Consider the following 24899-nt stretch of genomic DNA (forward strand, 5'->3'; position numbering starts at 1 on the left):
CCGCTATGTTCGCGAAAGTAGGGCCGGACGGTTCCATGGACATGGCCTCGAAGAATGCGCACGATCCGCTGCCCTTCCAAGGAATGCAGGGAATTGAATCGACCATCCGCACCGGCGATGGCTCGCACACCCTGGCCTGGGGCGATGAGCATTACCACAGCCTGCATGGCGCAGTAGCCGAAAGCACGCACGTTTTCATCCGGGCGGGCCTTGAGGCATCCGGCAAGGCGCATGTCGACCTGCTGGAGGTTGGACTGGGCACCGGCCTGAACCTGCTGCTCACTTGGGTGCGCTGCCTCGAAGGCAAGTTCGTGGTCGATTACACCGCGTTGGAGCCGCATCCGATCGCGTCCGAAGTGCTGGAGCGCCTCCGCCACTGCGACGACCTTGCCTGGCCCGGCTTGCACGAGCCCTTCCTAGAGCGCATGTCCTCGCCATCGGAGGATTGGCATGAAGCGACCGGCGGCCTGCGCTTCCGCAAGCTTCCCACTCGCGTGCAGGCGTTCAATGAGACCAGCGCTTATGATGTGATCTTCTTCGATGCCTTCGCCCCGCGACATCAGGCGGAGATGTGGGCCTTGGAAGTCTTCCAACGCATGCATGATGCGCTGCGTCCAGGTGGTCTGCTCGTGACCTACTGCGCAAAAGGCGAGGTGCGGCGCACGATGCAGGCCGTCGGATTCACCGTTGAGCGCCTGCCCGGCCCGCCCGGAAAGCGCGAGATGCTGCGCGCCCGGAAAGATTGAACGCCGCGAAGGGTCACTCCTTGATGAAACGGCCGAGCGGCCGCTCACCGACCACCAAGAGGTAGGCGCCGCTTTCCAAGCCGCCGATGGGGATGGCGTTCACGCCGTGGACCGCAGCGCCGAGCAGGAGCGATCGGCCTTGCGCATCGAGTACGCGATAAATGCCTGGGGCACCGCTGTTGCTGAATTGCACCATGCCCTGCGCGGGCACGGGCCAGATCCGCCCGCGCGTGGCGATCCCGTCAGCGATGGCCAGGTTGAAATTGCCTTCCACGCAGATGCTGAAGCTGCCCGCTTCCGAGCCGCCGCCGTTCCACACGCGCACCAGATAATCGGTGTTCGGGGCCAAGCCGGTCAGGTCGATCGGCGCGGCGATCTCGGTCCAGCAGTCGATGTAGACGGGTTCGTTGCAATCCGTGTACAGCGCCGCATTCACGAGGCCGGCCGTACCGGCTTCAATGATCACCTGAAGATCGCTTGCCCATCCGGTGTTGAATGAATACCACGTATCAACGATGTTGGCGTACGGGTCGCATGGCGGGTTGGGCGAAGGCGTGCCGAAGGCGCAGACCGTGGTGCCCGTGCTGCTCTCGCAACCGCCGGGCAGCTGAACGGTGAGCTCACTGGCATCCGTGCATGCATCGTTCTCCACCGGTGCGCATGCCGGCGTGCAGGTCAGGCGGAGCAGGAAATCGCCTTCGTCCGCACCGTAGCCATGCACCAGCACGAGGTAATCCGTGCCGGCCGTTGTCTGGAAAGTGACCTCACTGGAATTACCGGGGCAGTTCGGGCCATCGTCGTTGCCTGCCACGCAGGTCAGTGCGCTGCATGATCCGGTGAATACGCTGAGTTTGGTGTCGTAGCCGCTGTTCAGGCAGGTGCTGAGCGTGGCGTCGTCGCCGTTGCCGGTGAAGCTGTACCAGAGTCCGCGCGCGGTGATGTTGGCCGCTGCGCAGGTCGGCGCAGCGCCGATCGATCCGCTCTCGGTATTACCGGTGACCTCGCCACCGCAGGTAATGGGCAGGGCGCCTCCGCACAGCGCGTTCACCGCGGGCGGATCCGTGAGGGTGGTGAAGGCCAGCGGGCCCGCCATCGGGCTGAGGTCCGCGCCGCATTGCTCTTGGATGTACGCTTCGTAATCGGTGGTCGGCGTGAGGCCGGTCAATTGCACTGGCGGGCCATCAATTCCAACGGCTCCGCTTAAGACGGTGCCAGTACCCAATGTGAATCCGGCCGGGCCGTATTCCACGGTGTACGTGGCCGAGGTGTTCGTTGAAGCCCAGTTCACTGTCGCGGTCACATCCGAGGCGAGCACTCCCGCGTCCAGCGGCGCACCGCAGCTCAGGCAATTCACCGTGAGCTCGAAAGGGCCGGTCTCGCCGTCGTAGCCCTGCACCAGCACATAGTAGGTGGTGCCCGCTTGCGCCACGAAAGTGGCCGTGGAGCAATACACGCCTTCGGCCGCGTCATCATTACCGGTTGCGCAAACAAGCGCATCGCATGGGCCGGTGTACACATTCAGCTTGGTATCGAACTGCTCATCGGGGCAGGTGCTGATCACGGTCTGCTGACCAGTGCCCACGAAGCTGTACCACGCACCGGGGGCCGTGATCCCGGTCTCGCAGAAGGGGGCCGCATCAGGCGTGGCGCTCTCGGTGCTTCCGTTGAAGGTCTGGTTGCAGGTGATGGGCAGCGCTCCTTGGCACACATCGAAGGTTATTCCTTCGCAGGAGGCTGTGAGCGTGAATGGACCCGTATCGCCATCATAACCCTGCACGAGCACGAGGTAATCGGTGCCCGATTCCGATGCGAAGCTCACCGTGGAGCAGAACACATCGCCATTCGCGTCGTCGTTGCCGGCTACGCATACCAAGTCGCTGCAGGAGCCGGTGTACACGTTGAGCTTGGTGTCGTACTGCTCATCGGGACAGGTGCTCAGCGTGATCTGCTGCCCGTTCCCCGTGATGCTGAACCAAACGCCCGGTGCGGTCACGGTGGCGCCGCAGGTGGGTGCGGCATCGGCGGTGGCGCCTTCGGTGCTGCCCTCGAGCGCTTGTCCGCAGGCGATGGCGATGGGGCTGCTGCAATCGTCGTTGGGCGCTTGCGCGAGGAGCGTTGCGGGAAGCAACAGGAATGCGGGCAGGGCGATGCGGGTCATGGCGTGCGTTTGCTGCGCGCGAATGTACCCGGAGGCGCCGATCACCGGGTTCGCCGCTGCCGTTCGCGGCGCAGGCGGGCCTTCTCGGGGTCCTCGTGGAAGTAGTACCGGAGATCGATGGTGAGGTAGGTGCCCGAAAGCGCCATGCGAGTGCCGAAGCGCTGCACGGCGGGCGGACCGAAGTAGCTCCAGGTGGCATCGGCCTGCGCGAGATCGTTGAATGGGCGGTGATAAGTGGCGCCGATGTAGAAGTACCCAGAGTGTTCCGTGCGGTACTCGAAGCCGATGTTGCCCAGAACGCTGGCCTGCGCCCAATTCTGCCGGAACACGTACACGCCGCTCTCGCCCGCGCCAAGTATGGCCTGCGCATCACTGGGATAGAAGTCGAGCGAGGCGCCGAGCGCGGTGTTCATCCAGGTGCGCTCACCGAGGCGCAGGTACACCAATAAGGCCATTGGCAGCTCGTAGCCCACGTACCGGAAGCTTCCGTTCTGTTCGTAGCCGCTGGTGTCGTTGGTTGCGCTGAATCGGAATCGGCGCTGGATCTGGCCGAGGCCGGTTTCCAAGCTCAGCATCCGGCTCAGACCAACGCGCACGCTCATGCCGTAGGCGATGCCGCCCTCCAATTCAAGGCGGAAGCGGAGGTGCTCCAGCTCCGCATCAACGGCTGGCTCGAAATAGTCGAGCGCGATCACGGGCTTCACCTGCAAGCCAAGGGTGGTTACGCCCACCTGCGCGGCAACAGGCCAGCAGAAGCAGCCTGCAGTCATCACCAGCGCCGGACGCACTATCCACATGGGCCAAAGATGACGTGGACTGAGCGAAGCGCGTGCTGCATTCCCGGTTATGGCAGCCCAGGAGCGAGGAACGCGGTCAAGCGCCTTGGCCGAGCCACGCACCGATGACGACCAAAGCCAGCAGCATTGCGAGTAAGCCGATCAGCGCCCACCGCAGCGCCGTGTTCGCGATGAAGGGCTCCCGATGACGGCCCAGCACCATGTAGTTCAGACGAACGGCCTTCTCACGGTCGGTGCGCCGGGCCGCCACCAGGAAAGGAGGGCCTCCTGCAGGGTCCCGCTCATGCTTCAATCCATTGCTGCGCAGCGCTTCCTCGAACTCCAGCGCCTGCTCTTCACTCGGGAATCGGAACACCAGCCACTGATCTTCTGTCGGGTGTTCCGCGTAGTTGGTGAGGTTGGGAAGCTGCATGGCTCAGGCGGTTCTCCATTCCGACACGGTTTCCAGCGGACGCCGATGGCTGCTGGGCCATTCAATCGCCGGATAACCGATGAAGAACAGCCCCATCGCTTGGCCCTCGGGTCCAAGCCTCAGGAATTCGCGCATGGCCTCACCGGTCATGGGACCGCCAGTGGCCCAGAAGCCGCCGAGGCCGTAAGCCGCGCAGGTCAAGTGCATGTTCTGCACCGCGCAGGCCACGGCCCACTGCTCATCGCGCGCGCTGATCTTCCCTTTGGGGTCGCGCTCCAATCCGATGGCGATCACCACGCTGCTCTGGAGCGGCCTTTGGGTCATGTTGTCGAGCTTCTTCTGCAGGAACTTCTCGGGCGGCGTGCCCGACCGGTAGGTCTCGCCCAGGAAGTTCGCGAGCTGTTCGCGCGTTGCCCCCATGAACACGGTGAAGCGCCAAGGCTGCGTGAGGCCGTGCGTGGGAGCCCAAGTGGCATTGGTAAGGATGCGCTCCACCACTTCGCGATGCACCTCGCGGCTGGAGTAGTCCTTCGGGTAGATGGTGCGGCGATGCCGGATGAGCTCGCTGATCTCGCTCACGCTGAATTTCATGGCGCAAAGAGAAGCATTGCCAAGCTCAGGCAGCGAAGCATCGTTCAGCCCCGTCATACCTTCCGCCACCTAAACCAGAACGGAACCATGCACCTTCGTTACGCGCTGCCCGCCATGGGCGCATTCTTCGGCCTCGCCGCAAAGGCCCAGCCCACGCTCACCGCTGCCAACGATATCCCCTTGGACGGGATGGAGTTCATCGTTCTGACGGTGGATAATTTCACCTCCATCGGCGGTGCCGGCACCAACGTCACTTGGGACTACTGGAACATGCTGGTGCCCAACACCGGCACCCGTAACTTCCGGTGGTTCAATGCTTCGGTAACGCCCAGCGCGGCGCTCGTTCCCAGTGCTTCACTCCTGAGCACCGATGGCGGAACCGATACCACATTCTGGGACGTGGATGCCGATGGGCTCGTGCAAGTGGGATCGCGCACCAACCTGACCGGCGGGGTGATCAACTACTCCGACCCCTTCACCGAACTGAAACTGCCCTGCACCTACCTCACCGCGTGGACCGACCAGCACGCGGCCAGCTATTCCATCAGCGGCTTCCCGGTCACGCGCACAGGCACCATCACGGGCATCGCTGACGCCTATGGCCAGCTGGAACTACCGAATAACTACCAGCATGATGTGCTGCGCGTGAAGGTGCGCCGCCAGATCACCGATGCGGCTGCGATCGCCACGACGGTCCGCATCGAAACCGTGAACTATTACTACCAGTCAATGGCTCGGTATCCCAAGCTGAAGCTGCAGGTCGATTCGGTGCAGATCAATGGCGGAGCATGGGCCGTGACCAAGCGCGCTGAGTGGACCGGCGAAGGATTCACCGTAGGCCTTCCGGAGGATTTCTCGGACGAAGACGTATTCACCGCCTATCCGAACCCCACCGATGGGCCGCTCACCATCGAGGTGGCCGATGGCATCGGGGCGCGCGTGGAGATCGCTGACGCAGCGGGCCGCATCGTCGAGAGCTTCACGTTAAGCAGTGATCGTGCTGTGATCGGTGCAGCGCACCTGGGTGCTGGCGCCTACCTGGTGAGCGTCACCGCGCGCAACGGCGATCGCCGCGTGCAACGCGTGGTGGTGCAATAGGCAACCGGGCATTTGGCAACGCGCCCTTCCGTAAGCGGGAGGGCGCGTTTCCTTTGGCGCATGATAGGTCACCGCGAAGCGGAGAAGCCGCGTGCATCGCGTTGGGCCTGGGCCATGGCGGCCTTCACCCTTGTGGGCATGGGCGGCGGCGGCTGGCTGCTGATCACGCAGGTACAGGACCGTGATGCGCTCGCGCTCTTGCTCGGGCCTTGGCATTGGGGAGTGCAGTCGGTCATCGGCATCGGCGCGGGGATCATCATCGCGTGGGTCGCGTGGTGGATCATCGCTCGGCCTGATATGGCTGAAGTGCGCATGCGCTACGCGGGCTTGGTGCGCGAGCTCATGCCTGACCGGTCGCTGCAGCTTGCGGTTTCGCTCAGCGCGGGGATTGGCGAAGAGCTGTTCTTCCGCGGCGCGCTGCAGCATTGGCTGGGCATCCCGCTCACCGCTGTGCTCTTCGTGGCGCTGCACGGTTACCTGCCACTTCGCAATATCCCGCTCTTCCGCTACGGGCTCTACCTGACCTTCGCCATGCTGGGCATCGGCTGGGCCGCTGACCACTGCGGATTGCTGCTGGCGATGGCGGCTCACGCCGTGATCGATGCGGTCCTGATCAGACGATTGGTGGGGGAGGCCGGCGATTCGGAGAAAGGCCCTCCGCGAGATCCTTGAAAGACCCCCACCTCACCGCACCACGCTACCTTCGCCGCCCTTCCGATAAGGGCATGCCGAAGCCGAACAGACCAACTGCCAAAGCCCCGCGCAAACGCCGCTGGCCATGGGTTCTGGGCATCGTGGCCGCGCTGTTCATCGTGGGCGGCTTCGGTGCCGATCGGCTGCTGAAGAGCAAGCGGCATCCTGGCTTGGCGGTCTTCGCGAAGCAATTGGTGCGCAACTACCCCAAGGGATTCGCGCATGAGCCGGAGACCATCACCATCCGCATCAAGGAGCATGACTTGGAGGAGATCGAGCGCGTGGTGGAGGAGGCCCGCGCACGCGGCGTGATCCTGCCCGAGGGCAACAGCTATGTGCCCGCCGAGATCGATGGCGGTGCGGGCGTCTTCAAGGCCAAGGTGCGGATCAAGGGCAAGCTCACCGACCATGTGGAGGGCAAGAAGTGGAGCCTGCGCGTGATCGCCAAGAAGGACGGCGGGTTCAAGGGCATGCAGCGCTTCTCCTTGCAGCACCCCGGCACGCGGAACTACCTCTGCGATTGGCTCTACCACCGGCTCATGAAGGCCGAAGGCGTGGCCGCGCTCCAATACGGCTTCGTCCGCGTGCGCCTCAACGACGATGACCTCGGCATCTACGCATACGAGGAGCACTTCGGCCCGGAATTGCTCGCGCGCAACGGCCGCGCCCCCGGTCCGCTCTTCCGTTTCGATCCCGCGCTGTTCTGGGAGCACCGCCTGAACGAGATGAACAAGGTTCGCTTCGACGAGCCTTTCGCCGCGTACCAGGCCGCATCGCTCGATGCCTTCGGAAGCAGCGAGCTGGAGAAGGACAAGGAAGCGCGGGAGCGATTCGAGGAGGCCGTGGCCTTGGTCGATGGCTTCCGGCGCGGGTACTTGAGCGCTTCGGAGGTCTTCGATGCCGACCGCATCGCGCGCCACCACGCCATCCTCGACCTCGTGGGCGGCCACCACAGCATGGATTGGAGCGACGTGAAGTTCTACTACGATCCGCTCGCCAAGCGCGTGGAGCCGGTGAGCTACGAGAGCTTCAGCGCGCATGGCATCCGCACGCTCGCGGGCAGCAACAAGTTCATCGGCCGCAGCGATCCGGGCATGGACCTGCACACGCAATGGTTCAACGACGAGGCCCTCTTCCGCGCCTACGTGCAGCATCTCGAGCGCGTGAGCCGCACGACCTGGCTCGATAGCGCCTTCACCGCCGTGAAGCCCGCGCTCGACAGCGCCAGCGCCACGCTCTATCGCGAGTTCCCCTACAAGGAACTGGACCGCAGCGTTTACTACGGCAATCAGAAGATCATACGCAAGCTGCTCGATCCACCTAAGGCGCTTCACGCCTACCTGGGTGACAATGGTCCCGACACCGTACGTGTGACCGTGGTGCCTATTGAAGGTTTGCCCATCGAGGTGCACGCGCTGCTGCTGCCCGACGGCACGCGGGCGATTCCCATCGGTCCTGCGATCGTGCCGGTGCGCAAGCCGGGCCGCGTGGGCGAGCCGATGGAGCTGCGCTTCGCTGTAAAGCAGAAGGTGGGGCGCGGCGACTTGAAGCTCGAGTGCTCCGTGCTCGGCGCTTCAGTGAAACGGAACGTGGAGGTCTTCCCCTATTCCTTGCTCGATGGAGCGGCGATAACTCGCATGCCCAGCGTTGATCCGCGGACCTTGCCCTTCCTGGCCTTCGATGATCAAGCGCGCGTGATCACGATCAAGCCGGGGGATTGGTCCATCGCAGCGGATGTGGACATGCCGGCCGGTTACACGGTGCGGGCCGGGGCGCCACTGAGCTTAAGCATCGGGAAGGGCGTGAGGCTGCGGTCGAGGTCGCCGCTGGATTGGAGAGGCCTGAACGAAGCGCCCATCCGGATCTTGAACCACGGCGAGCTGCAGTTGCTGGAATGCCGGAAGGAATCAGTGATGGAAGGTGTTATGGTGGAAGGCTCGGGCACGGTGCTCGTGCATGAGTCGCCCCTGCGCATGACACGTAGCGCATTCGCCACCACCGGCACGAGCGACCATTTCACGGTGGTGCGCAGCACGGTGAAGATGAAGGAGGTCGTGTTCGCTGGAGGGAACGATGGCCTCACGGTGATCGCCTCGTATCTGCAAGCGGATGAATGCGAAGTGCGCGGCGTGAAGGACGATGGCCTGGTGCTGCGTGGCGGAAGGGCAACCTGGGAGAATGGCGTGCTGCTCGGCGGCAAGGGCGCAGCGCTGAAGCTGGGCGTGCAGGGCGAGGCGGTAATCAAAGGTAGCAGCATCGGGTCCCAAGGTGACGGAGTTGAGGTGCGCGATGGCTCGGGACTGGAAGTCGTGAATTGCACGATCGAGGCGAAAGGCAACGGCATCGTGGTGAAGGAACTGGAGCGCATCAGCGGCCCGAGCCGGGTTGCGCTGAAGGCCACCGCGATCACCGCGGGAGGGAAGGAATTGCTTCCCGGCGAGGGCAACGAGGTTTCGCTCGATGGAAAGTCCGAAAGCGCGGTTGCCCCATGAGCGGTTCGCGCAAGTATCGCGTCCGGAGCCGCAGCCAAGCGCTGGGCATCTTCGGCGTACATCTCTTCGCTTCTTCCTTCTATCCCAGTGCCACCCTATTCGCGCAGCGCTCGCCTTTCAATGGCTTGGAGGTGCTGCCTGCCGATAGCACCGGCCATTACCGCATCCTCATCGGCGGGCACTTCCACGGCGAGAGCAGCAACCGCAGCGGGTATCCGGCCTCCACGCTGCTTGCGAACCTGGATACGATCAACGCGCTTGGGGCGCACCTCTTCCTCAGCACGGGTGATCTCTTCATGGATGCGAAGAAGGACAGCGCGCGCTATGCACGTGCGCTATTCAGCAAGTTGAAGGTGCCCTTCTTCAATGCGCCGGGGAATCATGACTTGAAGCCCCATACCGGTGATTTGTTCGAAGAGCTTGGTCGGATCCAACGCGGATCAGACTTGCTTTTCATCTTGAATACTGAACTGAACGAAGGCGCTTTGAGCGACAAGGCGCTCGATCAACTGCGCTCGGTGAGCGATCCACTCTCGAGCTTTGCGCTGCAGCGTGTCTTCATCTTCTCTCATCGCCCCATCTGGGCCGAGGACGACCCTCAGTATTCCGATCTCTTCAAGGACAACACCCGCTCGCTCACCGGCACCAACTTCCGGAAAGAGGTCTATCCGATCCTGGAGCAGATCGCCGAGCATGCGCAGGTCTATTGGATCAGCGGAAGCTTGGGCGGGCAGGCGCCGAGCAGCATCTTCTTCCAGAAGCATGCTACGAACATCACCTACATCCAATGCGCCATCCGCGATGAGCCGCGCGATGCCCTGCTGATCGCCGATGCGTATCCCGATACCGTGGAATGGAGCGCGCTCTCGCTCACGGGCCAGGAGCTGCAATCGCCGGAGACCTACGATGCGGCCTGGTGGCGCGCGCAGTCGGGCAGGGGCGAGGGCTTCAACTGGCGCTTGCTCCCGTACCGGATCAAGCGCATGGTGACCCGTTCCGAGTTCTGGTGGGGGGCATCCTTCGCGCTGCTGCTCGTCTTGGTGCTGCGCCGGATCCACCGTCGGTGGTGAGCGGCGAACGAGCCTTCGTACTAAGCGCAATGTCCTTCCATCAGAAAGACTTGAACCTGCAAACGGTGGTTGCGAGCGCCGCTGGAATGCGGGGCGAAGCAAGCCCAACTACATTCGCAACCGCATGTCACGCATCCTAGTCACCGGCGGCGCCGGCTTCATCGCCAGCGACCTCGCCCTGAAGCTCGCCAGCGACCCGAAGCATGAAGTAGTGGTGGTGGACAACCTCCTCACTGGCGACCGGCGCAAGCTGCCGGCCCAGTTGCCCGCAAACATGCGCTTCATCAAGTGCGATGTGAACCGCTTCGAGGACATCAGCGCCGTGTTCTACGCCCACGGCTTCGAATACGTGTTCCACTATGCAGCCGTGGTGGGGGTGAAGCGCACCACCGACAATCCGGTGATGGTGCTGCGCGACATCGATGGCATCCGCAACATCCTCGACCTCTCGAAGAACACCGGGGTGAAGCGCGTGCTCTACAGCAGCAGCAGCGAGGTGTACGGCGAGCCGGTGGAGATCCCGCAGAACGAGCGCACCACGCCGCTCAACAGCAAGCTGCCTTACGCCATCGTGAAGAACATCGGCGAGGCCTTCCTTCGCAGCTACCAGAAGGAGTTCGGGCTGGAGTACACCGTGTTCCGCTTCTTCAACACGTACGGCCCCAAGCAGAGCCGCGACTTCGTGGTGAGCAAGTTCATCCGCGCGGCATTGGCCAATGACGACATCACCTTGTATGGCGATGGCATGCAGACGCGCACCTTTTGCTACATCGACGACAACACCGATGCCTGCCTGTCGGCCTTCCATGGCAACGAGGTGCTCAACGATGTGGTCAACATCGGGAGCGATGCCGAATTGCCCATCAAGGAACTTGCGCGCATGATCATCGAGATCACCGGCAGCTCATCGCGCATCGTGCACCTGCCGCCCCTTGAAGAGGGTGACATGACGAGGCGCATGCCCGACATCACCCGCATGCGTGCGCTATTGGGCCGCGAGCCGCTTCCGTTGCGCGAAGGGCTGGAGCGCATCATCGCCCTCGCCACCGTGTCAAACTGATCCATCGGCGCGCACGCTCCGGCTGAACATGTGCGGCATAGCGGGCATCCACGGGCTTGAAGGGATCGCCGATCCGGAGGGCATCGCGCAGCGGATGACCGATGCCATGGCCCATCGCGGGCCCGATGCTGCAGGCGTGCTCAGGCGCAGCAATGCGGTCCTGGGCCACCGGCGCCTGAGCATCATCGACCTCTCGCCCGATAGCAACCAGCCCTTCGTGAGCGCCGATGGCCGCTATGCCCTCGCCTTCAATGGCGAGATCTACAACTACCGCGAGCTGAGGAAGCAGCTTGAGTGGCCCTGGCGCACCGGTTCGGACACCGAAGTGCTGCTGGCCGCCTTCGCGTGCTGGGGCGCCGCATGCTTGCATCGCCTGCATGGCATGTTCGCTTTCGCCGTGCACGATGCGCTGAGCGATGAGCTCTTCATCGCGCGCGACCGCATGGGCATCAAGCCGCTCTATTGGTACCGCGACGACAGGCATCTGCTCTTCGCCAGTGAGCTGCGCGCCCTGCTGGCCACCGGGCTGGTGCCTCGGCGCTTGGACGCCGATGCGCTTGTCGATCACCTCCGCTACCAGACCGTTCACGCGCCAGCTACCATGGTGCAGGACGTCCGCATGCTGGAGGCCGGTCATTGGATGCGGATAAGCGACCAGGAAGTCCGCATCGAGCGCTGGTACGACCTGGTTGCCGCGGTGGATCGCTCGGCGGAGCACTTGCCGATCGGAGCGGTGAAGAAGGAAGTGCATAATCGGCTTTCACGCGCCGTGGAGAAGCGTTTGGTCAGCGACGTTCCCTTCGGCGCCTTCCTCAGCGGCGGCATCGATAGCAGCGCGGTCGTGGGGCTCATGGCGCAGGCCAGCTCACAGCCTGTCCACACCTTCTCGGTGGTCTTCAACGAAGAAGCCTTCAGCGAAGAGAAGTACGCGCGGTTGGTGGCCGGGAAGTTCCGCACCGAGCACACCGCGATCCGCTTGCAGCCTGATGACATGCTGCGCATGCTGCCCGATGCGCTTGCGGCAATGGATCATCCCAGCGCCGATGGCCCCAACACCTACGTGGTCTCGAAGGTGACCAAGGAGGCAGGCATCACCATGGCCCTGAGCGGACTGGGCGGCGATGAGGTTTTCGCGGGCTATCCGGTTTTCACGCGAACCCTCGCTTTGTGGAAGAAGCGGTGGGTGACGCAGTTCCCGCGCGGGCTGAGGTCATTGGCCGCCTCAGTCATTTCTGCCGCCCGACCGGGAATCACCAGTGAGAAGCTCGGCGAGTTGCTGCGTTTGCCTGCATTCAGCGTCGATGATACTTTCCCGGTCTCCAGGCTCACGCGCACCGATGCCGAGCTTCGGCAGTTGCTGAAGCGCGATTCCCTGCCAGCCAAAAGCGCGTCTTCGGTGATGCGTGGCCTGATCCGAGACGACGCCGGGCATGCTCTGCCGTTCCTCAGCCAGGTTTCCCTTGGCGAATTGTCAACCTACCTGCAGAGCGTGCTGTTGCGCGACACGGACCAGATGAGCATGGCGCATGCGCTGGAGGTGCGCGTGCCTTTCCTCGACCACGAATTGGTCGAGTTCGTGCTCGGCGTGAGCGATGCGCAGAAGTACCCGCACAGCCCGAAGCAGCTGTTGGTCGATTCGCTCGGCGACCTGCTGCCAGCGGAAATCGTGAACCGCCCGAAGATGGGCTTCACGCTGCCGTGGGAGCTTTGGATGCGCAACGAACTTCGTGCATTCTGCGAAGAGCGCATCGCACGCTTGGATGCACGGCCCGAGTTCAGGTCGGGGGCCGCAGTCAATCAGTGGCGGCGCTTCCTGGCTGGCGACAAGCGCGTGAACTGGTCGCGGCTCTGGTCGCTGGTGGTCCTGGGCGATTGGCTCGAGCGGCACGGGATCGAATAGGCGGGTGTTTGGGATGGACTCGGGCCGCTAATAACGAAGGCCGGGCTCTTGGCCCGGCCTTCGAACTCGGCGGGCAAGGTCCGCCGCTATGCGCAATCAGAACTTCGCCCTCGACTTGCGGCCCACGCGCTTACCGCCACGAATCCAGCTATAGCGCTGGCGGTAGAAGTTGGATTGGCCGCGCAGCACGTAGCTGTAGGTGAAGGTCAAGGTCAAGTAGCTGTCGTTGTGCGTGGGATCGCCGCGGATGTTCTCGGGCTGGCCGTTGGCTTGCAACGAGCCCCATCCATAGTTATTGGGATCCGGCAGGGTGGGGTCGAGGGCGTAGGCGTATGAGCTTTGGTCAGCCAGTTGAGCCGCATCGCCGGTAGCACCTCCCGGAAGCAGATCCGGATTCTTGTACGTGGTGCTCACATCATCGATGTAATCGGTGAAGGTGGTGCGCCAGCCGATATCGAAGCCGTAGCGGTGCCGGCGCTTCTTCGTGAAGTGGAACCCGATGCCCGCCGGAATGCTCGCGCCGAAGCGGGAATAATCCGCCAACTCCGTATTGAGGGGCTGAAGATTGTAGAAGGCTCCCTCCCTGTTGATCTGTCCTTTCGGGTTGTGGTAGTAGACGCCCACGCCCACATAGCCGAACAGGCGGAAGTCGGTCTTGTAACGGCCGCGGCCTCCGACATCATTATCCTGGAAGATGGTGAATTCCGGTCGGATGTACCACTCGATCAGGTCATTGCGGAAGTTCAGATTGCGGCCACGGCGGGGACGATAGCTCTCGGTAAGGGCATCAGCGCCTTGGAGCCGCATGTACATCAACCCGGTGCTGATCGAGAAAGAACGATTGAGCTTCCGGCGTGCGAAGCCGCCGATGGCCCAGCGCGTCTGGCTGAGCTTCATGTCCCAGATGAAGTCGCGACGGGGCTGGTCCTTGCCGCCCATCTCGCCCAGATAGTTAGCTCCGCCGATGTGGAAGCCGATGTCCCAGGCGTATTGGGCCTTTGACGTTGATAGGGCTGCCAGAGCCAGGAAAAGGAGCGGTAGTCGAAGCGTAGCAAGGCGCATGCGCAAGGCGTTGGGAGCGTGATGGATGACGCGCAAACTTAGGAAAGAACCGGTACCCTGAACGATCTTCATGGGCAAGGCTTTTTCAACACCCGATCCCACGGGGTCCGGAGCTTGCTCGCCTAGATTTGCCGGCCTTTCGTCGAATCTCGCATGAATCCGCGCATCACCAGCCTTTTCCGCATCCGGTACCCGGTGGTCCAAGCCGGCATGATCTGGTGCTCGGGATGGCGGCTTGCCTCGGCGGTGAGCAATGCAGGTGGCTTGGGGCTGATCGGTGCCGGCAGCATGTACCCGGAAGTGCTGCGCGAGCACATCCGCAAGTGCAAGGCGGCCACCGAAAGGCCGTTCGGCGTGAATGTGCCCATGCTTTATCCCGACATCGATCAGCACATGGCCATCATCGCGGAGGAACAGGTGCCCATCGTGTTCACATCGGCGGGCAACCCTGCAACCTGGACGAGCCGGCTCAAGGACCAAGGAATCAGGGTGGTGCATGTGGTCAGCAGCGTCAAGTTCGCCGTGAAAGCCGAGAAGGCCGGCGTGGATGCTGTTGTGGCCGAGGGATTTGAGGCAGGCGGGCACAATGGGCGTGAGGAGACCACCACGCTCGTGCTGGTACCCTTGGTCCGTGATGCGATCAGCATCCCCTTGATTGCGGCGGGCGGCATCTGCGATGGACGCAGCATGCTCGCAGCGATGGCCTTGGGAGCCGATGGCGTACAGGTGGGCAGCCGGTTCGTTTGTTCCGAGGAGAGTTCGGCGCACCCTGCGTTCAAGGAGCAAGTCGCTCAAGCGGGGGAGGGCGATACGCTGCTTACCCTGAAGGAGATCACCCCCGTCCGCCTCTTGAAGAACGCTTTTTTCGGTCGAGTTCAATCGGCATACAATCAGGGGGTTGATGCAGATGGATTAAAGCAATTGCTTGGACGTGGACGAGCCAAGAAGGGGATGTTCGAAGGAGATCTCGACGAAGGCGAATTGGAAATCGGCCAGGTGAGCGCCCGATTCTCGGATGTGCTTCCGGCGGCCACGATACTCGGGCAGATGATCTCGGAGTACGAAGCCGCGCGCACGCAATTGTGCGCCCTTCCATCAGCATGATGCTCTGGTGGCAACAAGACCCTATGCTGAAGCGTCTTATAGCAGTGATGAAGCGTGCGAACCGCATGGCAAGGGCTGCCGCCTTTTTCGGGGGCAGCGTGCTCGCATCGGGCATTGCAGGTCAGGCGCTTGATCCGCCGGTGCCGCACTGCGCCACGGTCGATGTCAGCGGCGACGTGACGCTCTCCTGGACAATACCCTTGGACCCTAATGGCATTTGCGGTCAATACCAGATCTGGCATGCCAACTCGCCTTTAGGGCCGTTCGCCCTTGTGACCAATGTGCCTTGCGGCACCACCAGCTTCTTGCACGCTGGTGCCGGGGCGAATGCGGGTCCGCAGTTCTATTTCATGGCATCAGCCACCAACGCAGTGCCGCCGGAGGTATCGGTGCCGAGCGATACCATTGCCACGCTCTTCCTCCAAGTGTTCCAGAGCACGCCGCTGGGCAGTGCCAACCTTTCATGGAACGCGCCTGCGACCTCATCCACCTCGTCCGCTGATTTCACTATTTGGCTCGAGTATCCGATTGGCACTTGGACGCAGATTGCCACCGTGCCCACCAACACCTTCGCCTACCAATGGGTGGTCGATATCTGCGAGGATTCGCTCACGTTCCGTGTAGGCCTGGCCGATGCTAATGGGTGCATCTCTTTCAGCAATCGCGACGGAGAGGTTTTCCGCGATGTCACCCCGCCTTCGGTGCCGGTGGTGCAGGCCGTCAGCGTGGATAGCACCAGTGGGCTGAGCACGGTCATCTGGGGACCGAGCCCACAGCCCGACACCGACGGGTACATCGTCGTGTACAACGGCCCCGGTGGCGATGTGATCATCGATACGGTGTTCGGGCAATTCAACAACAGCTACACCTGGCCGGACAGCTATCCTTTCGGCGGACCGGAGTCCTTCACCATCGCCTCTTTCGACACCTGTTTCTCAGGAACGCCGCCGAGCCCCAACACCAGTGCCACCGGTGCCTCCCACAGCACCATGTTCGCCCGTACCGAGTACGATCGTTGCGCCGCGAGAACGCGAATCATCTGGTCGCCCTATGTAGGATGGGCGCCGCTCAGCATCCAGGTCCTTGTTCAGTTCAATGGCGGCACTTGGGCCGTGCTCGCCAATCTTCCGGGCGATGCCACCACCTGCCAGCACGATGTCCAGCCGGGTCAGACGTATTGTTATATCGTGAAGGCGATCCAAGGGCCGGGGCTTCCGAGTTCGCTAAGCAACAAGACCTGCCGTTTCACGGAATACCCCCAGTTGCCGGTCGGGAATTACATCCGCACCGTCACCGTCACGGCGCCTGACGCGATCGCGGTGATCGACAGCGTCGACTTCAACGCCCAAGTGAGCGGCTACCGGCTGGAGCGTTCGGTGAATGGCGCCGCCTATGACGAAGTGGCCATCTTCCCGGCCACGGCAGGGCCGGTGATCACCTATACTGACCTGGGCGTTGATCCGTCGTTGAACGGCTACCGCTATCGGATGCAAGTGCTCGATAGCTGCGGTAGCGCATCCGTGACGAGCAACCTCGGTGCGAACATCGTCCTCAAAGCCGAACCGGGCCTCGATGGCATCAATCGGCTCAATTGGAATGGGTACATCCAATGGGCTGGGACCGTGGCGGGCTACGCTGTGTACCGCAGCGTGGCCGATGGCGCCTTCGAGCAGATCGCGCTGCTCCCGAGTGATCCCTGGGAGTACGACGATGACGTGAATGCCTTCGTGGCTGAGACCGGGAACTTCTGCTACTACGTGGTCGCCATCGAGGCGGGCAACCCGTCCGGCATCAACGCCACCTCCACGAGCAATAACGCCTGCGCCTTCCAGCAGGAGCTCATATACATCCCGAACGCCTTCATCATCGGCAGCGCCATTGAAGCGAACCGCGAGATCAGGCCCATCATCGGCTTCGGCGATGTGACCGAATACCGGTTCGTGATCATCAACCGTTGGAACCAGGTGATCTGGGAGACCGAGCGCGTGGAGGATGGTTGGGACGGCGTGGTGGGCAGCCAGGTGATGCCGCAGGGGATCTATGCGTACTACTGCAGCGTGCGCAATGGCGCCGGCCGCATGGTGGTGAAGCGCGGAACGGTGCTGCTTCTCCGCGACGATTGATCCGGTCTTCCGGGCAGGTGTTTACCTTTGTGCATGGAACGATCGGCAACCGCAGCGCAGGGCAAAAACGCCAGCGCCCTTCCCTCCAACGGGAAGCTCCCCAACGACAAGTTCACCGGCGAGGGCCTCACTTACGATGACGTCCTCTTGGTACCTGCCTACAGCGAGGTGCTGCCCCGCGACGTGGATGTGCGCTCGCATTTCTCCCGCAACATCCGCCTGAACGTGCCCGTGGTCTCGGCCGCGATGGACACCGTGACCAGTGCCGAGCTGGCCATCGCCATCGCGCAGCAGGGCGGCATCGGCGTCATCCATAAGAACCAGCTGGTGGCGGAGCAAGCCGCAGAGGTGCGCCGGGTGAAGCGCAGCGAGAGCGGCATGATCCTCGATCCCGTGAAGCTCGACCGGCACGCCACCGTAGGCGATGCGCTGCGCCTGATGGCCGAGAACCGCATCGGAGGCATCCCGGTGGTCGATTCCGACGGGTTCCTGGTCGGCATCGTCACCAACCGCGACCTGCGTTTCGAGAAGAAGATGGCCCGTCCGGTGGCCGAGGTGATGACCTCAAAGAACATCGTCACCGCCAAGCCTGATACCACCATGGCCCAGGCCGAGGACGTGCTCCAGAGCCACAAGATCGAGAAGCTGCCCGTGGTGGACCCGGAGGGCAAGCTCGTCGGCCTCATCACCTACAAGGACATCCTCAAGCTCAAGCAGCACCCGCACGCATGCAAGGACCGTTTGGGCCGTCTGCGCGTGGCCGCGGCCATCGGCATTGCTGCGGACAGCATGGAGCGCGCGAAGGCGCTGGTTGATGCCGGCGTTGATGCCCTGGTGATCGATACCGCCCACGGCCACACCAAGGGCGTGATCAACATGGTGAAACAAGTGAAGGCTGCCTTCGCCGGCGTGGATGTGGTGGCCGGGAACATCGCCACGGCGGAAGCCGCTCTGGCCCTGGTTGAAGCTGGCGCGGATGCGGTAAAGGTGGGCATTGGGCCCGGCAGCATCTGCACCACGCGCGTGATCGCGGGCGTGGGCGTTCCGCAGCTCACGGCGGTGCTCGATTGCGCCAGCGCGATCGCGCACACCGGCGTCCCCGTGATCGCTGATGGGGGCATCCGCTACACGGGCGATATCGTGAAGGCCCTGGCGGCCGGCGCCGGAACCGTGATGGTGGGCAGCATGTTCGCCGGCGTTGAGGAGAGCCCCGGCGAGACCATCATCTACGAAGGCCGGCGCTTCAAGGCTTACCGCGGCATGGGCAGCATCGAGGCCATGCAGCAAGGCAGCAAGGACCGCTACTTCCAGGATATGGAGGACGATATCAAAAAGCTGGTGCCCGAAGGCATCTCTGGCCGGGTGCCCTACAAAGGCAAGCTCGCTGAAGTGGTGCATCAGCTCGTAGGGGGGCTTCGCGCCGGCATGGGCTATTGCGGCGCACCGGACATGGACGCCTTGAAGCATGCGCGATTCATCCGGATCACCTCGGCTGGTGTGAAGGAGAGCCATCCGCACGATGTGTACATCACGCGTGAGGCCCCGAATTACAGTCACCTCTGATCGGTAGCTGTTCGGTTGGTCGCGGTCAAGCGGACCATGGCTGCGGCAACTTCAGTCGATGCCAGTTAGGAACAGCTGATCGGCTTAGTCATCCAGGCCTTTCCCCGCCAGGATCCGCTGCATGTGCTTCTCGATGCGCGCTTCGCGAGTCTTGCTCAGCTTGGCTCCGGCGAAATGCAAGAGGTAGCCGCGCTGCCTTCCCGGCGTGAGCGCTTGGAATGCTTTCTTCAGCGCAGGCATGGCCTTCAGCCTCGCGGCGAACTCTTCGGGGATCGCGAATTCCTGCGCTGGCTTCAACGGCACCTTCATGCCCGCCCTCTCCACAGCGATGGCCTGCTCCATGTAGCTACGGATCAACGGGGCCATGTCCTTGATCACCTTCAGGCTGCTGAAACGGATCTGCCGAGCGCTCTGAACATTGGGCGTCTGTTGCACCAGGATGCCATGATCGTCCATCAGGAGCGCGCCCTTGTGGAAGAGCAGCGCGCAGTATTCATTGAAACCGTGCATGAGGAAGACGTTCTTCCCCTTCAGCGTGTAGCAGGGGTGCCCCCACTTGAGTTCTTCGGTGAGGCCGGTGTCCAGCGCCAGCTCACGAAGCTTCGCGAAAGATGCTTTCCATGGTCCATCCTTGTCGAAGAACCAGTCTACTCGTGGATTCGGTCCGTTCATGATCGATCAATGATTCAACCAGCCGGGAAGCGCCGCCGCTTGCTTCAGCCAGCTCACCAGTTGCTTCTCGTCCTCGATGCCGCTCTCGTAGATGTCGAGGTAGCGGGCGTTCTTGTCCTTGCTCGGTCCGGGTGGCAGCGGCTTCAACGACTGCCCAAAGAAGAAGGTGATGCGAACGAATTCGTTGAACACGTGCGTGGCGATGAACCAGCCCTGGCCTTCCACCCCATAGAACGGTGAGTTCCATTTCACGGCCTTCTGCAGCTTCGGGATGTGCTCTTCCAGAAGCGCATCGAGCCGCTCCCCGATCGCGCGCTTCCAGCCGGGCATCGCGGCGATGTACGCCTGCACCGGCGCATCGCCATCGCCCTTGGCGATCTGCGGATTGCCGCCGCTCAACAGTTTCACCTTGGGTTTCGCGACACCCGCCTTCATCGACCGCAGGGTCTTCGCCGTTGGTCGGGTCGTTGTATTCCTCGACTTGGCAGGCGTAGTTGTCTTCTTCGTGCCTTGGGCTTTCTTCGCTGGCATGGCCCGAAGTAAAGCAGGGCCGGTTGAAGCACGGTGCGCCCGATCATCTTTGCGTGACACCAAACGCCATGGCCAAAGCTGAACTCAAGACCAAGGAGAACGATGCCAGCGTGGAAGCCTTCATCGCGGAACAGAGCGAAGAAGTCGCCGCCGATTGCCGCGCGATCATGAAGCTGATGAAGAAGATCACCGGCGAGGAGCCGCGCATGTGGGGCGCCAGCATCGTGGGCTTCGGGCGCTACCACTACAAGGGGGCCAGCGGCCGCGAAGGGGAATGGATGCTCACCGGTTTCAGTCCGCGCAAGGCGAACCTCTCGTTGTACATCCTTACGGGCCTCGACAAGTCGGCAGCGCAGCTGAAGAAGCTCGGCAAGCACAGCACGGGCAAGGGCTGCTTGTATTTCAGGCGCCTGAGCGATGTGGATGCGAAGGTGCTGGAGGAGCTGATCGTGAAAGGGGTGAAGGGGCTGGAGAAGATGCGCGTGAGGTAAGTCTGCAGGGCGCGTTCACTCGTTCGCAACGCTCACGTTTCGCCCTAGCGTCTTGAAACGCACGCCATCAGCCTGCACCACGGTGATGGTGAGGTGGCCGCTCTTGCTGATGTTCAGGTCGCGGGCGATGCCGCTCTTGCCTTTGTGCGTGCCGGCTACGACGATGCACCTGTCGCCGTCCCTCAGGGATGTGGTCTTGGGATCAGGCATAGGCCGCATGATGTTGCGCAAAGATGCGCGCTGGCCTCGTTGGCGGATGATGGATGCAAGCTTCTGGTCACGGACAGCCGGGTACTTTCGCGCGCGAACCCATCACCATGCCCGAGAACGCCAAGTGCCCCGAATGCGCATCGCTCATCACGTATCCGACCGGCACCTCGCTGATGTGCGCGGAGTGCGGGCATGAGTGGAATCCGGATGAGATGCCTGAGGCCGGCCTGGTGGTGAAGGATGCCAATGGCAACGTGCTCCACGATGGCGACGATGTGGTGATGGTGAAGGACCTGGCCGTGAAAGGCGCCCCGAAAGCGCTGAAGGCGGGCACCAAGGTGCGCGGCATCAAGCTCGTGGAAGGCGATCACAACATCGATTGCTGGATCGAAGGCTTCGGGGCCATGGCGCTGAAGAGCATGTATGTGAAGAAGGCGTAGCCGCATGCGCATGCCGCTCGTCCTCGGTGCCCTCGCCGGGCGCAGAGCCTGACGGACGAAGGGGCGCGTGGATGGGGGCAGGCTTGTTCCGGTTGCCGCGCGTGCCATCTAACTTCGGGCAGGCATTCCGTCGACCTCAAACCCAACACGCATGGCCCAGTACGTGGATGGATTCGTGATCCCCATCGCTGAACACAAACTGAAGGAATACCGCGTCATCGCCGCCAAGGCGAAGAAGATCTGGATGGAATACGGCGCGCTCGCCTATTTCGAGTGCGTGGGGGACGACCTCACCCCCGAGGGCATCACGGCCACCTTTCCGCGCATCGTGAAGCCGAAGGCGGGGGAGACCGTGCTCTTCTCCTGGATATTGTACCGATCGAAAGCGCACCGCAACAGCATCATGAAGAAGATCATGGCCGATCCGCGCATGGAGAAGATGATGGACCCCAGGAATCCGCCCTTCGATATGAAGCGCATGACGGTGGGCGGCTTCAGGGTGCTGGTAGGTGGGTGACCCTTCCGCCGTTCGTGATTCACATCGCCGGAACACCCGGCAAAGCCGACGCTCAACAAGCTGCGGGACGCCGATGGATGCGTGGGCGGCAGCTTTGTGGGCAGCGTGCGGAGGGCGAACGATCCGTCGTACACTTGGGTACGCTGGCTTAAACGGATCAACTCATGAAGAATGGATCGCTGCCCTTCCTCCTTGCGGGTGCCCTAACGGTTGCGGTCGCCGATGGACGCGCGCAGTACAACACGGAGTGGATCAGCCTTTTCGATGGGCTCACCGGCTACCATAGCGCGGAGGACCTCGTGCTCTTGCCCGGCGGGGAGCTGGTCGCCAGCGGCCTGTTCAAGCCCGCCAACACGGCGGAGTTCTACGTGGCGGCGTTCGATGGAACGGGAGTTCCGCTGTGGATCAACGGGCTGCCGGACAGCATCGGGCGCGCGTGGAAGATCTTCGAGTTGAACGACGGCTCCGTGCTCGCGTTGGGGGACTACGAGAACCAGACCGGCACCAACGATGTGCTCGTGCAGCGCTACACGGCAGGCGGGATCCAGACCGGCGAGATCGTGCTGAACTCCGCAGGCACCAACACGGGTGATGACTTCGGCGATGCCACCATGGACACCGAAGGCCAGGTGTACCTCACCGGCCGATTCACTTCCGGTGGGCAGACCAGGCCGGGGCTGGCGAGGCTGACGGCTTCGGGTGATCTGGCGTGGTGGGTCACCCATCCGCTGCCAACCAACTGGAACGGCTTCGGCCTCGGCCTGGCGGTGGAGGCAATCGGCGACTCGGTGGTGGTAATGTGGACACGCAACGGCAGTTCCTATTCCGCCGCGGTCGGTTACTCATCAGCGGGAACGCACCTCTGGACCACGGACCTGCTGGTGAGCACCACGGACAACAACAACGCGATGACCACCGATGGGCTCGGGCACGTCCTGGTCGGTGGCGGACGCAACCAGCAGTTCAACGTCACCAAACTGGCCGCCGACGGCGCGATCCTCTGGAGCACCGACTTCGGCTTCCCCGGATTGAGCAGCGTGAATGGCCGGGTGCGGCACTTGCGCTGCGATGCGCAGGGCGATGTGTACGCAGTGGGCGAGGGGTCCTTCCAGGCGTCCATCCCCGGGCCGTATCTGCTAGCGGCCAAGCTGAGCAGCGCGGGTAACGTGCTGTGGACCGATACGCTCACCGGTGGCAACATCAGTTACTGCCTCAACATGGACCATGCGCTCCTGCACGATGATCGTTGGATCATCGCCTCGGCCTATATCGGATCCTATCTCTACGAGTATGACACAAGCGGCACACGGCTCTTCCGGCAGCCGTGGAACGTGCCCGGTGCGCAGAACAGCAAGGTGAACGCCATGGTCATGGGCAACGATGGGGCGCTCTACCTCGCCGGACGCGCCCAGCTGACCGGCCAGGCCGGTGATGGGTTCGTGGCGAAGTTGACGCCCCTGGCCACAGCCCTTGCCGAGGCGGATGCACCAAGAGGCCTCTTGTATCCTGTGCCGGCCACGGACCGATTGCAATTGCCGAGCGGGCTGCCGGCCGGTGCCGTGGTCAGGGTCACCGACATCAACGGCCGGGTGATCTTCACTACGCAGGATCAGCACAGCGTCGATGTGGTCCGCTTGTCGGCGGGCAGCTACATCCTCCAAGCGGCCGGTCTGCGCTGGCGCTTCGTGAAGGAATAGCGTCACGCGCTCAGCATCCCTTTCGCCGCCACCGTTCATCCCCCGGAACGCCGCTGCCTTGGTGCGCATCACCGATGGTTGTTCTGCAGGAGATGGCATGCGCGGTCTGCCTAGGTTGCTCATGGCTTGGCGCTGAACACGTCGGCCCCGAACCCCATCGCCCATGAGACCATCGATACCCGTTGCACTTGTCGCGTGCTGCCTGTCCTCCTCCGTGCAAGCGCAATCCACCTACGAGGTTCTGGTGAACAGCCGCGGCACCAACGCCGTGCACCGCTACGATGCCAGCGGCAACTTCCTCGGCGAGTTCATCACTTCCGGCTCCGGCAGCTTGTTCGGTCCGGAGCAGGTGCTCTTCCATCCCGATGGCTCGGTGCTCGTCACCGGCTTCGGCAACACCGCCATCAAGCGCTACGATGGTCTCACCGGCGACTACCTCGGTGATTTCACTTCGGGCTACGCGCTCGAAATGCCTTCCAAGATGTCCATCGGCCCTGACAGCCTGATCTATGTGACCCAATGGGGCACCGTGCAGAAGAAGGTGGTGCGCTTCGACCTGGACGGCGATTTCGTGGATGAGTTCACCAGCATCGACACGCCCAACGGGCTGGGCCACTTCTGGGATGCGCAAGGCCGCTTCTACCTCTCCGTGTACGGCAACGGCGGCAACGGCACGGTGCAGCGCTTCGCGGCCGACGGCACCTTCCTCGATGTGTTCATCAACAGCACCATCCTGCAAGGCCCCACCGACATCTGGCAGGAGGCCAACGGCGATGTGCTGGTGCAGGACTGGACCGTGGGCAACGTGCTGCGCTTCGACTCCACCGGAAGCTACCTCGGCGTGTACATCAGCAGACTCATCAACCCGGAGGGGCATGCCTTCCTGCCACCCGACGGCGACCTGCTCATGGGCGACTGGGGCGAGGATGCCGTGCATTGGTTCGACGCGTCGGGCACGGCGCTGGGCTTCTTCGCGAGCGGCAACGGATTGACCGACCCCAACGGCGTGGTGGTGCGCGAAGTGCCCGCCGTGGGAATCGCGGAAGACCCGGTGGCGACCGGAACTCTTGCCGTGATGCCCGCCGTGGGAACTGGTCCATTTGAATTGCGGCTCGACCACGTCTTACCGGGAGCACGCTTCCAAGTGCTCGATGCCATGGGACGCGTGGTGGAGGAGCGCTCGCTGCCGCACGCGGGTAGCGATGGCCTGCGCTGGCGATGGATGCCGGCGGCCCAACTGGCGCCCGGACGCTACACGGCCATGGTACGCGACGACAGCACCGTCGCGCGCGCAGCGATCGTCATCACTGGCCATTGAACCAGCGGTTTGGGCTGTGCGGATCGATCACGCCCGCATGAAGTGCGCTCCGCCCGCCATGACCTTCTACAGGACTCTCTTCATCACCAGATCGGACAGGTCGCGGGCGGCGTTTATTCTCCGCAGATATTGCGGAGATCGCGAACAACAATTC

The 24899-nt window shown here is 62.8% G+C and carries 23 protein-coding genes; 15 read left to right on the plus strand and 8 right to left on the minus strand.

The window, feature by feature from the left end:
* The first annotated feature begins 41 nt into the window (after positions 1 to 41).
* Complete coding sequence (mnmD, locus tag IPK70_13685) at positions 42 to 746, plus strand: tRNA (5-methylaminomethyl-2-thiouridine)(34)-methyltransferase MnmD (GenBank protein ID MBK8228210.1); 705 nt, start codon at positions 42 to 44, stop codon at positions 744 to 746.
* Positions 747 to 759: 13 nt separating this feature from the next.
* Here the strand turns inward: mnmD and IPK70_13690 are convergent, their stop codons facing one another.
* The 4 genes from IPK70_13690 to IPK70_13705 all read right to left on the minus strand — a co-directional run bounded on the left by IPK70_13690 (position 760) and on the right by IPK70_13705 (position 4704).
* Positions 760 to 2904, minus strand: a complete 2145-nt coding sequence (locus IPK70_13690; GenBank protein MBK8228211.1) for a fibronectin type III domain-containing protein — start codon at positions 2902 to 2904, stop codon at positions 760 to 762.
* 41 nt (positions 2905 to 2945) lie between these two features.
* Positions 2946 to 3701, minus strand: a complete 756-nt coding sequence (locus tag IPK70_13695; GenBank protein ID MBK8228212.1) for a hypothetical protein — start codon at positions 3699 to 3701, stop codon at positions 2946 to 2948.
* Positions 3702 to 3777: 76 nt separating this feature from the next.
* On the minus strand, positions 3778 to 4113 hold the full coding sequence (locus IPK70_13700; protein ID MBK8228213.1) for a hypothetical protein: 336 nt from the start codon (positions 4111 to 4113) through the stop codon (positions 3778 to 3780).
* A 3-nt stretch (positions 4114 to 4116) separates the two neighbouring features.
* Complete coding sequence (locus tag IPK70_13705) at positions 4117 to 4704, minus strand: nitroreductase (GenBank protein ID MBK8228214.1); 588 nt, start codon at positions 4702 to 4704, stop codon at positions 4117 to 4119.
* Positions 4705 to 4791: 87 nt separating this feature from the next.
* Here IPK70_13705 and IPK70_13710 point away from each other — a divergent pair, with 87 nt between their 5' ends.
* From IPK70_13710 to asnB, 6 genes are all read left to right on the plus strand, one after another.
* Entirely contained in the window at positions 4792 to 5802 is a 1011-nt protein-coding gene (locus IPK70_13710; protein ID MBK8228215.1) for a T9SS type A sorting domain-containing protein, read from the plus strand.
* A 60-nt stretch (positions 5803 to 5862) separates the two neighbouring features.
* A complete protein-coding gene (locus IPK70_13715) occupies positions 5863 to 6474 on the plus strand; it encodes a CPBP family intramembrane metalloprotease (GenBank protein MBK8228216.1) in 612 nt (203 codons plus the stop codon).
* Between the two features lie 53 nt (positions 6475 to 6527).
* Positions 6528 to 8987, plus strand: a complete 2460-nt coding sequence (locus IPK70_13720) for a CotH kinase family protein (protein MBK8228217.1) — start codon at positions 6528 to 6530, stop codon at positions 8985 to 8987.
* Positions 8984 to 10057: a metallophosphoesterase gene (locus IPK70_13725; GenBank protein MBK8228218.1), complete on the plus strand. Its 1074-nt coding sequence runs from the start codon at positions 8984 to 8986 to the stop codon at positions 10055 to 10057. Before IPK70_13720 ends, IPK70_13725 begins: the two co-directional genes overlap by 4 nt.
* A 124-nt stretch (positions 10058 to 10181) precedes the next feature.
* Positions 10182 to 11117 carry an NAD-dependent epimerase/dehydratase family protein gene (locus tag IPK70_13730; GenBank protein MBK8228219.1) on the plus strand — a complete coding sequence of 312 codons (936 nt, stop codon included), beginning with the start codon at positions 10182 to 10184 and terminating at the stop codon, positions 11115 to 11117.
* A 28-nt stretch (positions 11118 to 11145) separates the two neighbouring features.
* Complete coding sequence (asnB, locus tag IPK70_13735) at positions 11146 to 13017, plus strand: asparagine synthase (glutamine-hydrolyzing) (GenBank protein MBK8228220.1); 1872 nt, start codon at positions 11146 to 11148, stop codon at positions 13015 to 13017.
* Positions 13018 to 13113: 96 nt separating this feature from the next.
* Here asnB and IPK70_13740 read toward each other — a convergent pair whose 3' ends face one another.
* Positions 13114 to 14079 carry an outer membrane beta-barrel protein gene (locus tag IPK70_13740; protein ID MBK8228221.1) on the minus strand — a complete coding sequence of 322 codons (966 nt, stop codon included), beginning with the start codon at positions 14077 to 14079 and terminating at the stop codon, positions 13114 to 13116.
* Between the two features lie 153 nt (positions 14080 to 14232).
* Between IPK70_13740 and IPK70_13745 the strand changes: the two genes are divergently transcribed.
* The 3 genes from IPK70_13745 to guaB all read left to right on the plus strand — a co-directional run bounded on the left by IPK70_13745 (position 14233) and on the right by guaB (position 18869).
* Complete coding sequence (locus IPK70_13745; GenBank protein ID MBK8228222.1) at positions 14233 to 15183, plus strand: nitronate monooxygenase; 951 nt, start codon at positions 14233 to 14235, stop codon at positions 15181 to 15183.
* 65 nt (positions 15184 to 15248) lie between these two features.
* Entirely contained in the window at positions 15249 to 17306 is a 2058-nt protein-coding gene (locus IPK70_13750) for a gliding motility-associated C-terminal domain-containing protein (protein ID MBK8228223.1), read from the plus strand.
* Between the two features lie 33 nt (positions 17307 to 17339).
* Positions 17340 to 18869 carry an IMP dehydrogenase gene (gene guaB / locus IPK70_13755; protein ID MBK8228224.1) on the plus strand — a complete coding sequence of 510 codons (1530 nt, stop codon included), beginning with the start codon at positions 17340 to 17342 and terminating at the stop codon, positions 18867 to 18869.
* 84 nt (positions 18870 to 18953) lie between these two features.
* Here guaB and IPK70_13760 read toward each other — a convergent pair whose 3' ends face one another.
* The gene (locus IPK70_13760; protein ID MBK8228225.1) at positions 18954 to 19541 is read right to left on the minus strand and encodes a YdeI/OmpD-associated family protein; all 588 of its coding nucleotides are present in this window, start codon (positions 19539 to 19541) and stop codon (positions 18954 to 18956) included.
* 6 nt (positions 19542 to 19547) lie between these two features.
* On the minus strand, positions 19548 to 20072 hold the full coding sequence (locus IPK70_13765) for a DUF1801 domain-containing protein (GenBank protein ID MBK8228226.1): 525 nt from the start codon (positions 20070 to 20072) through the stop codon (positions 19548 to 19550).
* A 68-nt stretch (positions 20073 to 20140) separates the two neighbouring features.
* On the opposite strand from IPK70_13765, the gene IPK70_13770 reads away from it, so the two are divergent.
* Positions 20141 to 20563, plus strand: a complete 423-nt coding sequence (locus IPK70_13770) for a DUF1801 domain-containing protein (GenBank protein ID MBK8228227.1) — start codon at positions 20141 to 20143, stop codon at positions 20561 to 20563.
* Between the two features lie 15 nt (positions 20564 to 20578).
* On the opposite strand, the gene IPK70_13775 is transcribed toward IPK70_13770, so the two are convergent.
* Complete coding sequence (locus tag IPK70_13775; GenBank protein MBK8228228.1) at positions 20579 to 20773, minus strand: RNA-binding protein; 195 nt, start codon at positions 20771 to 20773, stop codon at positions 20579 to 20581.
* A 107-nt stretch (positions 20774 to 20880) separates the two neighbouring features.
* Here IPK70_13775 and IPK70_13780 point away from each other — a divergent pair, with 107 nt between their 5' ends.
* The 4 genes from IPK70_13780 (at position 20881) to IPK70_13795 (ending at position 24745) form a co-directional block, all read left to right on the plus strand.
* Positions 20881 to 21213, plus strand: a complete 333-nt coding sequence (locus tag IPK70_13780; protein MBK8228229.1) for an alkylphosphonate utilization protein — start codon at positions 20881 to 20883, stop codon at positions 21211 to 21213.
* A gap of 151 nt (positions 21214 to 21364) precedes the next feature.
* Complete coding sequence (locus IPK70_13785) at positions 21365 to 21730, plus strand: DUF1428 domain-containing protein (GenBank protein ID MBK8228230.1); 366 nt, start codon at positions 21365 to 21367, stop codon at positions 21728 to 21730.
* Between the two features lie 164 nt (positions 21731 to 21894).
* Positions 21895 to 23427 (plus strand): T9SS type A sorting domain-containing protein, encoded by a 1533-nt coding sequence (locus IPK70_13790; protein MBK8228231.1) that lies wholly within the window; start codon positions 21895 to 21897, stop codon positions 23425 to 23427.
* A gap of 163 nt (positions 23428 to 23590) precedes the next feature.
* Positions 23591 to 24745 carry a hypothetical protein gene (locus IPK70_13795; GenBank protein ID MBK8228232.1) on the plus strand — a complete coding sequence of 385 codons (1155 nt, stop codon included), beginning with the start codon at positions 23591 to 23593 and terminating at the stop codon, positions 24743 to 24745.
* Positions 24746 to 24899 lie beyond the last annotated feature (154 nt).

The organism is Flavobacteriales bacterium, from assembly GCA_016712535.1.
GTDB lineage: Bacteria > Bacteroidota > Bacteroidia > Flavobacteriales_F > PHOS-HE28 > PHOS-HE28.

Coding starts and splice junctions, on each gene's coding strand:
- guaB (MBK8228224.1), top strand. CDS start 17,340: ATGGAACGATCGGCAACCGCAGCGCAGGGCAAAAACGCCAGCGCCCTT.
- IPK70_13795 (MBK8228232.1), top strand. CDS start 23,591: ATGAGACCATCGATACCCGTTGCACTTGTCGCGTGCTGCCTGTCCTCC.
- IPK70_13715 (MBK8228216.1), top strand. CDS start 5,863: ATGATAGGTCACCGCGAAGCGGAGAAGCCGCGTGCATCGCGTTGGGCC.
- IPK70_13765 (MBK8228226.1), bottom strand. CDS start 20,072: ATGCCAGCGAAGAAAGCCCAAGGCACGAAGAAGACAACTACGCCTGCC.
- IPK70_13750 (MBK8228223.1), top strand. CDS start 15,249: ATGGCAAGGGCTGCCGCCTTTTTCGGGGGCAGCGTGCTCGCATCGGGC.
- IPK70_13780 (MBK8228229.1), top strand. CDS start 20,881: ATGCCCGAGAACGCCAAGTGCCCCGAATGCGCATCGCTCATCACGTAT.
- IPK70_13790 (MBK8228231.1), top strand. CDS start 21,895: ATGAAGAATGGATCGCTGCCCTTCCTCCTTGCGGGTGCCCTAACGGTT.
- IPK70_13700 (MBK8228213.1), bottom strand. CDS start 4,113: ATGCAGCTTCCCAACCTCACCAACTACGCGGAACACCCGACAGAAGAT.
- IPK70_13740 (MBK8228221.1), bottom strand. CDS start 14,079: ATGCGCCTTGCTACGCTTCGACTACCGCTCCTTTTCCTGGCTCTGGCA.
- IPK70_13710 (MBK8228215.1), top strand. CDS start 4,792: ATGCACCTTCGTTACGCGCTGCCCGCCATGGGCGCATTCTTCGGCCTC.
- IPK70_13770 (MBK8228227.1), top strand. CDS start 20,141: ATGGCCAAAGCTGAACTCAAGACCAAGGAGAACGATGCCAGCGTGGAA.
- IPK70_13730 (MBK8228219.1), top strand. CDS start 10,182: ATGTCACGCATCCTAGTCACCGGCGGCGCCGGCTTCATCGCCAGCGAC.
- IPK70_13720 (MBK8228217.1), top strand. CDS start 6,528: ATGCCGAAGCCGAACAGACCAACTGCCAAAGCCCCGCGCAAACGCCGC.
- asnB (MBK8228220.1), top strand. CDS start 11,146: ATGTGCGGCATAGCGGGCATCCACGGGCTTGAAGGGATCGCCGATCCG.
- IPK70_13760 (MBK8228225.1), bottom strand. CDS start 19,541: ATGAACGGACCGAATCCACGAGTAGACTGGTTCTTCGACAAGGATGGA.
- mnmD (MBK8228210.1), top strand. CDS start 42: ATGGCCTCGAAGAATGCGCACGATCCGCTGCCCTTCCAAGGAATGCAG.
- IPK70_13745 (MBK8228222.1), top strand. CDS start 14,233: ATGAATCCGCGCATCACCAGCCTTTTCCGCATCCGGTACCCGGTGGTC.
- IPK70_13725 (MBK8228218.1), top strand. CDS start 8,984: ATGAGCGGTTCGCGCAAGTATCGCGTCCGGAGCCGCAGCCAAGCGCTG.
- IPK70_13695 (MBK8228212.1), bottom strand. CDS start 3,701: ATGTGGATAGTGCGTCCGGCGCTGGTGATGACTGCAGGCTGCTTCTGC.
- IPK70_13705 (MBK8228214.1), bottom strand. CDS start 4,704: ATGAAATTCAGCGTGAGCGAGATCAGCGAGCTCATCCGGCATCGCCGC.
- IPK70_13690 (MBK8228211.1), bottom strand. CDS start 2,904: ATGACCCGCATCGCCCTGCCCGCATTCCTGTTGCTTCCCGCAACGCTC.
- IPK70_13785 (MBK8228230.1), top strand. CDS start 21,365: ATGGCCCAGTACGTGGATGGATTCGTGATCCCCATCGCTGAACACAAA.
- IPK70_13775 (MBK8228228.1), bottom strand. CDS start 20,773: ATGCCTGATCCCAAGACCACATCCCTGAGGGACGGCGACAGGTGCATC.